This is a genomic window from Streptomyces sp. NPDC034670 (assembly GCF_055574875.1).
Genome location: NZ_JBVITR010000026.1, coordinates 52,411 through 64,616, shown reverse-complemented (window position 1 = coordinate 64,616; position 12,206 = coordinate 52,411). Strand labels below are relative to the sequence as shown.

The window sequence follows — 12,206 nt, the reverse complement described above, 5'->3', positions numbered from 1 at the left end:
TATAGGCCCCGCAGGGGGGGGGGGGGTCCGCGCCCCGCTTCCTGGGGGGAACCCCCCCCCCCCCCCCCGCCCCCCCCCCCGCTCCCGTGAGGTGCTCGCGGCGGTCCAGGGCGTGCTCCAGCGGTTCGGCGGTCATGCCACCCCCCAGTCGGACGTGCGGACGTGCGGACGTCAACGCGGCGGACATCGGCCCGTTCACCCGGAGGGATGAGCGTCCCGGTGGCGTCCGGCGACTGCTTCCGGCTGCTAGGGTGAGCGCCCAACTCATCCCACGCAAGGGTGAGTTGGGGCGTGACGGGATGTGCCGGCGTGCGCCTGCCGTGCGCCCGTTCCCCGGGGAGTGGCCTGTTCCCGGCTGTCTCCGCGTGCTCCACCGGCCTACCGTGCGAGAACCGGAGATGCCGCTTCACCTGCCGACGTCCACGAGGACGCGCGGCCGGGGCACACGGTCTTGTCCGACACGCGAGGGAACACGGCAGGGTGATGATGGATCGCAACGCCGACGCACCGTGGTCGAAGTTCGATCCGGAGGTGTACGTCGACCTCAACTACCGGACGCCGCTCGAGGTCGACCTGCTGATCGTGCGGCTGCTGCGCGACCACTTCGGCCGCTGCTTCGCCGGGGGCGTCCCGGCCGCGGTGCGCGGCGTCGACGTCGGGGCCGGCGCGAACCTCTACCCCGCCCTGTCCATGCTCCCCTGGTGCGAGAAGATCCTGCTGCTGGAGTACGCGCTGCCGAACGTCGCGTACCTGGAGCGGCAGGTGACCGGCCCCGAGGGCTACGACGCGGACTGGGACCCCTTCTGGGAGGTCCTGCGCGAGGCCCCCGCCTACCGCGGCGTCGAACCCAGGGACCGGTTCGGCGAGATCGTCCGCGTGGAGCGGGCCGACCTGCTCGACCTCGACGGACAGCGCCGCTGGGACGTCGGGACGATGTTCTTCGTCGCCGACTCCATGTCCGAGTGCCCCGACGAGTTCCGGCGGGGCGTGCGGTGCTTCATGGACGTGCTGAACGACGGGGCCCCGTTCGCCGCCGCGTTCATGAAGGAGTCCCTCGGGTACCAGGTCGGCGACCACCGCTACCCGGCCTACCGGGTGGACGGGGACCAGGTCCGGGACGGCCTGGAGAGGTTCGCCGACGAGCTGGAGATCCACGATCTGCACCACATGGTGCGGCCGGGACACGAGGGGATGATCCTCGCGCTGGGGAGGCGGAACTCGGAGGTTGCCGCCCCGTAGGAACGGGGACCATGTCTGAACACAGGGCAACCGGATCTGTACGAGGGGTACGGGGATGCAGATCAAGCCACGCCAGCACCTGCTGGACGTCTGGCGGGCCGCGGCCCGCCAGATGTTCGACGGCGGGAAACTCGTCTGGGGGGACACCGACGGGCTGAGCAGCGTCGCGGACGCCGAACGGCTGCTCTGCCTGCTGTACCCCGCCACCGAGGTCCCCGCGTTCCGCCTCGACCAGCCGGACACCACCGAGCGGGACGTCCTGCGCGCGCTGGAACGGGTCGGCAGCCGGCTGGAGATCCCCCTCAACCTCATCACCGCGCTGACCCAGTTCATGCGCACCTACACGGGACCGGACGACAGCCCCACCTTCGCCGGCGGACCGTACTTCAAACCGGCCGACCCCCACGAGGAACTCACCTACGAGCAGGGCAAGCTGGGGGTGGTCGACTCCTACTCCATGTCCGTCACGCTCTGCCTGGCCACCCTCGGGTTCCTCAAGGTCTACGAGAGCAGCACCACCCGCCCCGAGGTGCGCAGGGCGCTCGGCGAGCTGCGGGAGGCCACCCACATCCGGCTGACCGCCGCGATGATCAGCCTGCTGCGCTCCTTCACCGTCAACGTCTTCGACGCCGAGTCCGAACAGGGCCGGCGGCTGATCCAGGTCATCGGGCAGAACCGGCAGTCCGACCGGGCGGTGCTCCAGCAGTTCTCCCGCCGGTTCCGCCCGCTGCGCGCCACCATCATCGAGAGCCTCAGCCGCGGCATCCAGGTCGACGAGGGCATCCGGGACGAGAGCCAGCTCTTCGAGTGCGGCTGGGCCTGGGGCGTGGTGAAGGACGCGCCGAAGATCACCGACCTCGACGTCCAGGTCCCCGGCCAGCCCGACGGCATCGCCGACCGGCTGCCCTACGTGTACTTCACCGTGGTCGCCCTGGACGGCATCCAGGACCTGTTCTCCGACCGCACCCTCACCCTGGGACTGCTCGACGCCGACCAGCAGAAACTCGCCGAGGCGTTACGCCTGCGCTGGGAACTCAGCCAGCAGTACTGGTCGGCCATCGCCCGCTTCGGCAGCGAGCGCTGGCCCCTGGAGGACCTCCCCTGGCAGACCACGGGGCTGCGGCTGGAGTCGGAGTACTTCTCCCTGACCGTCGCGGCCATCCTCGTCCACGACCTGGTCCGCCGGAAGGCCACCGACGACGACCTCACCCGCACCGTCGCCGTCATGGAACGCCTCGCCGACCGCGGCCGGATCAGCAGCCGGATGAAGCGCGACGACCCCGCCGTCGGCCTGCACGACCCGGGCGTCCTCATGCCGCTCGCCGGCTCCGAGCGCTCCGGCACGCTCCTGCAGTGGCGGATGACCGACTTCTCGGCCCAGTTGCTCAAGCGGAGCGTGCAGCTCGCGGCGCTCTCCCGGAACATCGACGCACAGGACCGCCTGCTGCGCCTCGCCGAGCAGACGTTCGAGCACCTGTGGAACCGGCGGATCGAGGAGGGCGAGGGCGAGGGCCTGTGGGACAACGCGCGAGCCGTCTACCCGGACGCGCGCGGCGTCAACCGACGCCTGTCCTGGAGCATCACCGAACGCGTCACCGAGTGCCTGGTCGCCGCCCGCAACCTGTACGAGCAGCAGCCCATCCGCAGCCCCGAACTCGCCCAGCTGGCCCGGGACCTGCTCAGCGAGGCCACCCACCTGTTCGGCAAGGAGCAGATGGAGGCATCCGTCCCCGCCGACGGCAGCCGGGGGCGGGCCATGCGGAGCATAGAAAGCCGCCTGGACCACGCCCGGAGCCTGATCGACGAACGCCCCGCCACCGCGTTCGCACTGGCCCTGCCCGTGCTCCAGGAACTCGACACCCTGGCCCAGGCCCGGGGCGCCGCCACCCAGGAGGTGTGAGCCGTGCTCGTCTTCGCCGCCTCCGACAAGGGAGGCACGGGCCGCTCGGTGACCAGCGCCAACCTGGCCTACCAGCGGGCCCTCACCGGCGACCACGTGGCGTACGTCGACTTCGACTTCGGCTCGCCGACCGCCGCCGCCGTCTTCGACGTGCCCGACGCGATGCGCGGCACCGAGGAGCAGGGCCTGCACTCCTACCTCGAGGGCGACGTCACCGAGCCGGCCAGGATCGACGTCTGGCGGCAGACCGAGCACCCCCTGCTGCGCGCCCGGCCCAACCAGTCCGGGCGCCTGGTCCTCTTCCCCGGCGACGCCGGCGGCGGCGAGTTCGCCACCGACGAGGACGCCCTGGAACGCTGCGTCGACCTGCTGCTGCGGCTCAACGGCGAGTTCGACCTCATCATGGTGGACCTCAGCGCCGGCCGCAGCTACGCCGTGGACATGGTCCTGGCGGCGACCGCCCACCCCCGGATGCGCTACGTCCCCTTCCGCTGGCTCGTCTTCCACCGCTGGACCCGGCAGCACGTGATCGCCGCCTCCGGACTCGTCCACCGGGAGAACGGCATCGTCAAGGGCGGCGTCGAGCGCGGCCACGACGAGGAGACCCTGCAGGACAACATCCGCTTCGTCCGGGCCGCCGTGCCCGACCCCGAGTCGCCGCTGTGGGCCCAGGGCTCGCCCGCCCAGGCCGCCTGGATGCAGTCCTGCGACGAGGCGCTGCGCCGGCTCGCCTCGGAACACCGCATCGGCGACAGCGTGGTGCTCGGCGTCGTGCCGCTGGAGCCGATCCTCCAGTGGCGCGAACAGCTGATCACCGAGGAGGACGTGCTCGCCACCCAGATCGCCAACAAGGAGACCCTGGAGGCGCTGGAGGAGATCGCCCGGCGCCTGACCGACGATTCCCACTGGGGGCGGCCATGACGGACGCGGTGTTCCGCGAGACCACCGCCGAACCACGGACGCAGGCGGTGCCCCTGGGCCACCTCTCCCTGGAGCTGGGCCACTTCTACATGGAGGACTTCGAGGCGGGCCCCGGGCACCTGCGGCGTCACTTCGAGCACGTCCGCCCCTGGGCGGAGGCGGCGCGCGCCGCCGCGGCGGTCCGGGCCGGCGGCAGGCGCCCCCGGATCAGCACCTGCTTCCTGATCGACGACTACTTCACCCGCTTCTCCAGCCCCGCCGAGGTCGTCCCGCCGCTGTTGGCGGAGGCCGAGCGGGCCGGGATCCGCGTCGACTACCTGGCCCGCGAGTCCGGCTGCGCGGAAGCCGACAAGGTGCCGGTCGCCCAGGCGGTGGCCGGCCGCATCGTCGAGGAACCGCCGCCCGGCAGCTACGGCCTGCGCCCGCCGGCCGCCCAGACCGGCTGGCTGGCCAACGGCGAGCGCAGTCCCGTCGCGCGCGCCCCGCAGGCGATGAAGAAGGCCGCCGCCTGGCAGCCCCCCAAGGAGACCGCGGCCCGCCGCCACTCGGTCTTCCTGGACGTCGAACTCTGGAGCGACACCCCCGACGGACAGCGCACCTGGTCCTGCCCCTTCCTCGCCGCGGTGTGGCAGCTCGCCCGCCTCGGACTGCTGCGCAACCAGGGCGAACCCGTCCTGGTGCCCCAGCCGCACACCGCCTCCGGCTTCCCCGAGGACTGGAACGAACTGCCCCCGCTGATCCGGCTCAACCCCCGGGCGGACCCGTTCGCCGCCTACCGGACCTGCTCGGTGCTGCCCAACCGGTTCTTACCCGTCGAGCACGCCGTCCGCGTGATCCTCGACCAGACCGAGGTGGACCCGGAAGCGCTGCGCCAGGTCGCCGAACGGTCCGCCCGCGAGGCCGCGGCCGTCCCGGACTCGGTCGCCGACCGCGTCTCCTACGTCTTCTACGCGGGGGAGTGACATGGGGCCGGGGCAGACCGCACCGCGTGCCGCGCTCGCCTGCGGGGAGGTCCGCACCTGCCTGCTGCCCGCCCGCCAGGCGCTCGACAGCCGGGCCGCCGCCCAGCTCCTCGGACTGCGCGCCGACGAGCGGGTCCTGCTCTCCGAGCGCCCCAACCTCTACGGCCGCTCGCCCGACACCCTCACCGGCGTCGACTGCCCCCTGCCCAGCTCCAACGGCTCCCGGATCCGCGCGGTCGGCACGGTCGCCGCACGGGCCTCGCTCACCGAGGGACGCGTCCTGCAGAGCTCCGCGCACTTCCGCGTCCCCGCCGCCGGGCCCGACCACCGCCGCCCCTGGGGGCACTACCTGGTGCGGCCCGGAGTGGTCGAGCCGTTCGGGAAGCTGCCCCACGAGGCGGTCGCCCAGGGGCTGCTCGGCGGCGGGCGGCACGGCGAACTCGACGTCGGCCTGATCGCCGGCGGGCTGCTCACCCGGCTGCTGCGCCACCCCCTGCTCGACCAGCGGCCGCCCCTGAAGTCCCGCCCCACCCGGCTCCGCTGGGTGGCCCTGCCCGCGGATCCCGGCGACGGCCCGTCGATCGAGCGGTTCACCCTGGCCGAGGACGAGCTGCGCACCGTACGGCTGCGGGTTCCCGAGGGCACCCGCGCCGACGAGGTCGCCGGGCTCTGCGACGACCTCGCCCTGCACGACTGGCTGCTCACCACCGTGGTCCGGGTCCTGGACGGCATCCGCCTGGGAGCCGTGCCGCGGCCGGCCGCCCCAGGCGGCCTCCCCGCCGTCGTCGGGGCCCTGCGGCCCGCCGTCGACCACCTGCTGCACCTGTGGATGCCGCGGGCCCGGGTGGCCGGGGAACTGGCCCCGCTGTGGGACGCGCTGGAGGAGCGGCCCGGGTTCACCCGGCAGTGGCAGACGCTGGTGCAGCGCATCCGCGACCAGCTCACCCTGCACGCGATCCCCTCCTCCTACCGGGAGGTGGAACCGGTCCCCTGACCCGACCCTCCCCGCGGCCCACCGGCCCCGGGTGGACCCGGCCCGACCCCACGCACATCCCCGCACCCCGATCCGACGCGCATCCCAACGGGGGGAGAAGCGAGATGAGCACGGCACAGTCACCCCAGTCCGACGACACGGCGGGCCCGCCCGGCACGGTGGACGCGCCCGACCGCGCGGGCGGCCGGACCGCCCCCGGCCCGCCCCGCACGTCCTCCGTCCCGGACCGGCCGCCGAGCGCCCCCGAGGCCGGGGACCCGGCCCGGAGCACCGGCCCGGCCCCCTGGCCGCGCCGCCTGCTGGTCGGCCTCGTCCTCGGCCTCCTCGCCTGGGGCGTCGCCGCGCTGCTGAGCCCGGAGGACGGACCGCCGCGGCAGCTCGCCGCCGCCGGACTCTGCGCCGCCGCCGCGGTGGCCCTCCAGTACCTCCTCGGCCCGGACCGGACGGCGCGGGAACGGGCCGGGCGGGCGGAGAGCCTGCTGGCCGAGACCGTCGCCACCGTGCGGGACGGGCTGCGGCGCCACGACGACCTGCGCAGCGACCTGGTCCGGTACACCGAGGACGTGAAACAGCTCGCCGAGAACCTCCCCGTCGCGGCGGAGCGTGCCGCCGGGCCCCCGTCGGCGCCGGCCCGGATCCCCCTCGAGGCGGTGCCCGACCTGGCCACCAACTTCGCCGAGGTGCTGGCCCCCGGACCCCCGATCCTGTCCACCTTCGTCCGCCTGGAGATGCAGCGGGTGATCGGGTACATGACGGACCTCACCACCCTGACCGTGGAGTGCCCCGGCGAGAACCACGACTGGCTGCTCGCCCTCACCCGCGCCGCGGAGGAGTCCATCTGCGCCACCAGCACCTCCGTCGACCGGGAGTTCTGGAACAGCGAACCGGCCAGCCGCTACCTCCACGCCCAGCAGGAGGCGATCGACGAGCACGGGGTGCCGGTGCGGCGGCTGTTCCTGCTGGAGAGCGCGCGGGAACTGGACGACCGGCTGCTGCGGCTGTGCGAGGAGCAGGAGGTGCTGCACATCGAGGTGCGCGTGGCGGTCCTGCCGGAGCTGCCGCCGCACCTGCTGCGCGGCACCACCAACGACTTCATCGTCTACGACGAGGCGGTGTCCTTCGAGATCGACCAGGACCTGCGCGACGTCAACATCAGGACCCGCCTCATCGCGCGGCCGGACCACGTCCAGGACCGGATGAAGCGCTTCCGGGACCTCTGGGAGGCCGGCATGACCCTGCGGGAACTGGAGGTGCGGGTCGACGACGAGGAGGACGGCACCTGGATGGTCGACCGGGGCTGAGCGGGCCCGGACGGCTCGCCCGCCCCTCGCTCGCCCCCGTACTCCCCCGGGAGCACCCCCGCGCCCGCGCCGTCCCGCGCGGTACCCCGCACCTCGCCCCCGGGCCCGACGAGCCGTCCCCCCCGGTGCCGGGAGTCCGGAGACCGGTCCGGACGTCCGACCGAAGGGAGACCCGTCTCCCGGGGGCCGCGAGGACACGCCCACGGCGGCGGCGCGCCGTGCCCTGGGCGGTGGCCGGCCCGGTGCTCGTCGGACCGTTCGCCGGGAAGTCCGGCGGCGGCCTCCCCGGGTGCGGGCCGGCCGGCGTGCGGGAGCGGGCGCGCAGCGTGGGCGGCGCACTCGACGCCGGAGCACGCGCGGGAGGCGGTTTCCGGGTACGCGCGGCCCTGCCGCCGTACCCCGCGACGACGGCTTCGGCCGTTGTTCCGGCTCCGACCCCGGCTCCGGCTCCGACCGCGGCTCCGGCGAAGCCCGTCCCGGCCGCGGGTCTCAGGGCGCGGGGCGGACGACGAAGACCTGGCGGTCCTCGCGCCGGCACGGTTCCACCACCGCCTCGGTCCCCGCCTCCGCGACCGCGTCCCCGATGCCCACGCAGCCGCGGCCCTCGACGCGGATCGCGTAACGCCGGCTTCCGTCCGGCCCGGCCGGCTCGAAGCGGAACCGGCTGGTCTGCTCGCAGGCGTCCCACGGCTCCAGCAGCCCGGCGCCCGGTCCCGCGGTCAGGGCCTTCAGACAGCCGTATCCGTGATCGGGGTGGTGCCACTGGATCCTGAACGCGTCCCCGCCCAGGGGCACGAGCCTGGTCTCCTGCGGGGCGACCTCGTCGCACGGCCGCTGCACCGCGACCAGCGAGCGGTACCGGTCGGCCGGTCCGTCGGTCAGGCAGAGGCCGTCGGCCGACACGGGGCGGATCTGGACCCGTCCCTGGGGCAGGGGCTTGGCCCGGGTCTGCCCCGCCGGCGGATCGGCCGCCGCCGTGCTCCGTCCGCTCCCGCCGCTGTCGCCCTCCTCGTCCGGGGCGGTGACGACCCACACGAGACCGGCCAGCGCGGCGGCCGTCAGCACGGCCACCGCCCCCGGCACGAGCCGCCCGCGGCGTGTCCGGCCGAGGGGCCGGGCCGGCGGACCGTCCGCCTCCTCGTCCTCCCGCGCGCCCGCGGTCCCGGCCCGGTCCCCCTCCCGGGCGAGCCGTTCCCTGGTGTCGAGCCACTGCTCCGTCCGGTCGCCGTCGCCGCAGGCCCGCACGAAGGCGGCCAGCAGCTCCGGCCGGGGCAGCGTCCTGCCCCGCAGGACGTCCGCGAGGGTGCTGCGCGGCAGCACGTCGCCGTGCTCGGCGGCGCGCTCCTCCAGCCGGCGGTACGTCAGTCCGGACCGGTCCTTGAGGTCGCGCAGGGCGGCGGTGAACTCGGCCGAGTCACGCGCCCGACGAGGATCCGGGACCTCCACGTTCGCCATGCCGCACATCCTCGGCGGGGGCCGGAGCGGGGGCAATCCTCTTTTGCGTCACCGTCGGGCCCCCGCGCTCCGGCCGGCGCTGCGGGCCGCCGCCCCGGTCAGAGGGTGTGGTGCAGCCAGCGCTGGACGGTGGTGTTGACGCTGCCGGACAGCGCGCTGAGGCTGTCGATGGCCTCGCGGTCCTCGGGGCGGGGCGGGATGCCGGCCGCGGTGAGGGCCGCCTGGAGTTCCAGCCGCCGGCGGTCGCGCGGGGCGATGGAGGCGCCGAGGCGGTCGGCCGGGTTCGGCGGTGCCAGCAGGTAGTCGGTCTCGGCGAAGGCGTGGTGCGGGCCGTGCTCGAAAGCGGTGGCGGTCATGTCGGTCTCCTCGCCCGGGGGTGTCGGTTCTGCAGGACAGGAGACCGGCCGCGCCCGCCCCGGTTGCGGACGCGGCGAAACGTCACGCCAACGGCGTCATCGACAGTTCATCGTCCGGTCCGACGAACGGTCCGGGCGCCGCCGGCGGGAGGGGCGCGAGGACCGCGGGTGTCGGTCCTGCGTCCCGCGTGAGTGCAAAGGACTCCTTGCAAAGAAACCCTTGCAACGGGTCCTTTGCACAGATACCTTGGTGCTCATGGATGAGCTCCGGGACGTGAAGGTCCACCATCTCGACGCCCGCTCGTTGCGCGGGCTCGCGCATCCCCTGCGCATGCGGCTGCTGAACGCCCTGCGGCGCGGCGGGCCGGCCACCGCGTCCCAACTGGCCGCGAAGCTCGGTGAGTCCAGCGGAGCCACCAGCTACCACCTGCGTCAGCTCGCCGCGTACGGCTTCGTGGAGGACGCGCCGGAACACGGCAAGGGGCGGGAGCGGTGGTGGAAGGCGGCCCACGAAGGGGTGAGCTTCGACGACACCCTCCTCAGGGACCGCGATCCCGAAGTGCGCGGAGCCGTCGACCTGTTCCTGCACGAGGTCGCGAACCAGCACACCCAGGAGCTGGCGACCTGGCTCGGCACCCGCGACGACTGGCCCGAGACGTGGCGTCGCGCCTCGGACATGAGCGACTGGACGCTGAGTCTCACGCCCGAGCTCGCCCGCGAGTTCATCGAGAAGGTGCACGCCCTCGCGGAGAGCTACCGCCCGCTCGCCCCCGGGGACGATGCTCCGGACGCCAGGCAGGTGCGCTTCCACAGTCACGTCATCCCCGTCCCCGCGGACCGGGAGGCCGGCCGGTGAGCCCGGAGACCCATCTCGCCCTGCACCACGCCCGCGCCGCCGAACTGCGCGCGGAGGCCGGCGTCCACCGCCTCGGCCGGGCGGCGCGCGGCCCCCGGAGCCCTCGCGGCCTCCGCAGCCGCCTCGGCTGGGTCCTCGTGGAGGTCGGCCTGCGGCTGGCCACCACCTCCCGGGCGACGGCCGCGGTTCCCTGCCCCTGACGTCTCCGGCGGCGGCGCACGTCCCGGTCGGGTGAGTCCCGTCGGCTCCCGCCTGCCCCGCACATCCGGCCGACGGCCTCGTCACCGCGGAGCCCGCCCCCGGGCCGGGGACGGCGCCGGCGGCCGCGTGCGCCCGTGCCCGTGGTCGCGGTGGGGTGCTTCGGACGTGGGTGACAATGGGTGTCATGAGTCTGTTCCGCGACGACGGCATCGTGCTGCGCACCCAGAAGCTGGGGGAGGCGGACCGGATCATCACACTGCTCACGCGCGGTCACGGACGCGTACGCGCCGTGGCGAGGGGGGTGCGCCGGACGAAGTCGAAGTTCGGTGCGCGCCTCGAACCGTTCTCGCACGTGGACGTGCAGTTCTTCTCGAAGGGGAGCGAGCTGGTCGGGCGCGGCCTGCCGCTGTGCACGCAGAGCGAGACCATCGCGCCGTACGGCGGCGAGATCGTCACCGACTACGCCCGCTACACCGCCGGCACGGCGATGCTGGAGACCGCCGAGCGGTTCACCGACCACGAGGGGGAGCCGGCGGTGCAGCAGTACCTGCTGCTGGTCGGGGCCCTGCGGACGCTCGCCCGGGGCGAGCACGCGCCGCACCTCGTCCTCGACGCGTTCCTGCTGCGCTCCCTCGCCGTCAACGGCTACGCGCCCAGCTTCGGCGACTGCGCGAAGTGCGGGATGCCCGGGCCGAACCGGTTCTTCTCGGTCGCGTCCGGCGGTTCCCTCTGCGTCGACTGCCGGGTGCCCGGCAGCGTCGTACCCTCACCGCAGGCCCTGGAGCTGCTCGGCGCGCTGCTCACGGGAGACTGGGGGACCGCGGACGCGTGCGAGGCCCGGTACGTCCGGGAGGGGAGCGGGCTGGTGTCCGCCTACCTGCACTGGCACCTGGAGCGCGGGCTGCGCTCGCTCCGGTACGTCGAGAAGTGAGCACGAGGAGCGTGCGACTCCCGAGGAGCGGGGCCGTGAGGAGCACGCACCGCGAGAGACAAGCAACGCGAAGAGACAAGCACCGAACGTCGGCACGAGGAGACGAGAGACACATGGCCGTACGCGGGTTCCTGGGGCGTCAGCGCCGGGAGTACAGGACGCCGGAACCGCACCCCTCCGGCGCGCGGCCCCCGAAGCTCCCCGGCGAGCTGGTCCCGAACCACGTGGCGATCGTCATGGACGGCAACGGGCGCTGGGCCAAGGAGCGGGGGCTGCCGCGCACCGAGGGGCACAAGGTCGGCGCCGAGCGGGTGCTGGACGTGCTGCAGGGCGCGATCGAGATGGGCGTGGGGGCCATCTCCCTGTACGCCTTCTCCACCGAGAACTGGAAGCGCTCGCCGGACGAGGTGCGCTTCCTGATGAACTTCAACCGGGACTTCATCCGCAAGTCCCGGGACCAGCTGGACGAGCTCGGGGTGCGGGTGCGCTGGGTGGGGCGGATGCCCAAGCTGTGGAAGTCGGTGGCCAAGGAGCTCCAGATCGCCCAGGAGCAGACGAAGGACAACGACCGGCTGACGCTGTACTTCTGCATGAACTACGGCGGCCGCGCGGAGATCGCCGACGCCGCGCAGGCGCTCGCGCAGGACGTGCGGGCCGGACGGCTCGACCCGTCGAAGGTGAACGAGAAGACCTTCGCCGGGTACCTCTACTACCCGGACATGCCGGACGTGGACCTGTTCCTGCGGCCGAGCGGTGAGCAGCGCACGTCCAACTACCTGCTCTGGCAGAGCGCGTACGCCGAGATGGTCTTCCAGGACGTCCTGTGGCCGGACTTCGACCGCCGTGACCTGTGGCGGGCCTGCCTCGAGTTCGCCTCCCGGGACCGCCGGTTCGGCGGCGCGATCCCGAACGAGGAGCTGCTGGCCATGGAGGGCGAGCAGTAGGAGCGGACGGAACGCGGGAGGGGGGGGGGGGGGGGCCCCCCCCCCCCCCCCCCCGGGGGGTTTCGCTGGCGCGGGGGCGACCGCCCCCCCCTCCGGGGCCTCGGAGGTCCAACGCCTTGGCCCACGTTACAGAGTCGCCTCTTGAT

At 73.8% G+C, this 12,206-nt stretch carries 12 protein-coding genes; 10 read left to right on the top strand and 2 right to left on the bottom strand.

Annotation, left to right across the window (positions count from 1 at the left end; translation table 11 throughout):
• Positions 1–483 precede the first annotated feature (483 nt).
• The 6 genes from ACZ56B_RS18785 (at position 484) to ACZ56B_RS18760 (ending at position 7,317) form a co-directional block, all read left to right on the top strand.
• On the top strand, positions 484–1,239 hold the full coding sequence (locus tag ACZ56B_RS18785; RefSeq protein ID WP_468791234.1) for an SCO2525 family SAM-dependent methyltransferase: 756 nt from the start codon (positions 484–486) through the stop codon (positions 1,237–1,239).
• 55 nt (positions 1,240–1,294) lie between these two features.
• Positions 1,295–3,139, top strand: coding sequence for an SCO2524 family protein (locus tag ACZ56B_RS18780; RefSeq protein WP_468791232.1), 1,845 nt, complete (start codon positions 1,295–1,297; stop codon positions 3,137–3,139).
• A 3-nt stretch (positions 3,140–3,142) separates the two neighbouring features.
• Positions 3,143–4,060 (top strand): SCO2523 family variant P-loop protein, encoded by a 918-nt coding sequence (locus ACZ56B_RS18775; RefSeq protein WP_468791230.1) that lies wholly within the window; start codon positions 3,143–3,145, stop codon positions 4,058–4,060.
• Positions 4,057–5,022 carry an SCO2522 family protein gene (locus ACZ56B_RS18770; RefSeq protein ID WP_468791228.1) on the top strand — a complete coding sequence of 322 codons (966 nt, stop codon included), beginning with the start codon at positions 4,057–4,059 and terminating at the stop codon, positions 5,020–5,022. The genes ACZ56B_RS18775 and ACZ56B_RS18770 overlap by 4 nt, the downstream gene beginning before the upstream one ends.
• Before the next feature lies 1 nt (position 5,023).
• Positions 5,024–6,016, top strand: coding sequence for an SCO2521 family protein (locus tag ACZ56B_RS18765; RefSeq protein ID WP_468791226.1), 993 nt, complete (start codon positions 5,024–5,026; stop codon positions 6,014–6,016).
• Positions 6,017–6,120: 104 nt separating this feature from the next.
• The gene (locus ACZ56B_RS18760) at positions 6,121–7,317 is read left to right on the top strand and encodes a hypothetical protein (RefSeq protein ID WP_468791224.1); all 1,197 of its coding nucleotides are present in this window, start codon (positions 6,121–6,123) and stop codon (positions 7,315–7,317) included.
• Between the two features lie 489 nt (positions 7,318–7,806).
• Here the strand turns inward: ACZ56B_RS18760 and ACZ56B_RS18755 are convergent, their stop codons facing one another.
• Together ACZ56B_RS18755 and ACZ56B_RS18750 are read right to left on the bottom strand one after the other, a co-directional pair.
• Positions 7,807–8,772: a helix-turn-helix domain-containing protein gene (locus tag ACZ56B_RS18755; RefSeq protein WP_468791222.1), complete on the bottom strand. Its 966-nt coding sequence runs from the start codon at positions 8,770–8,772 to the stop codon at positions 7,807–7,809.
• A 98-nt stretch (positions 8,773–8,870) separates the two neighbouring features.
• Complete coding sequence (locus ACZ56B_RS18750; protein ID WP_468791220.1) at positions 8,871–9,128, bottom strand: hypothetical protein; 258 nt, start codon at positions 9,126–9,128, stop codon at positions 8,871–8,873.
• Between the two features lie 256 nt (positions 9,129–9,384).
• Here ACZ56B_RS18750 and ACZ56B_RS18745 point away from each other — a divergent pair, with 256 nt between their 5' ends.
• The 4 genes from ACZ56B_RS18745 to ACZ56B_RS18730 all read left to right on the top strand — a co-directional run bounded on the left by ACZ56B_RS18745 (position 9,385) and on the right by ACZ56B_RS18730 (position 12,060).
• A complete protein-coding gene (locus ACZ56B_RS18745; protein WP_468791218.1) occupies positions 9,385–9,984 on the top strand; it encodes an ArsR/SmtB family transcription factor in 600 nt (199 codons plus the stop codon).
• Positions 9,981–10,184, top strand: coding sequence for a hypothetical protein (locus tag ACZ56B_RS18740; protein ID WP_468791216.1), 204 nt, complete (start codon positions 9,981–9,983; stop codon positions 10,182–10,184). Before ACZ56B_RS18745 ends, ACZ56B_RS18740 begins: the two co-directional genes overlap by 4 nt.
• A gap of 185 nt (positions 10,185–10,369) precedes the next feature.
• Positions 10,370–11,116 (top strand): DNA repair protein RecO, encoded by a 747-nt coding sequence (gene recO, locus ACZ56B_RS18735; protein WP_468791214.1) that lies wholly within the window; start codon positions 10,370–10,372, stop codon positions 11,114–11,116.
• A 113-nt stretch (positions 11,117–11,229) separates the two neighbouring features.
• Positions 11,230–12,060: an isoprenyl transferase gene (locus ACZ56B_RS18730; protein WP_468791212.1), complete on the top strand. Its 831-nt coding sequence runs from the start codon at positions 11,230–11,232 to the stop codon at positions 12,058–12,060.
• Positions 12,061–12,206: the final 146 nt, after the last annotated feature.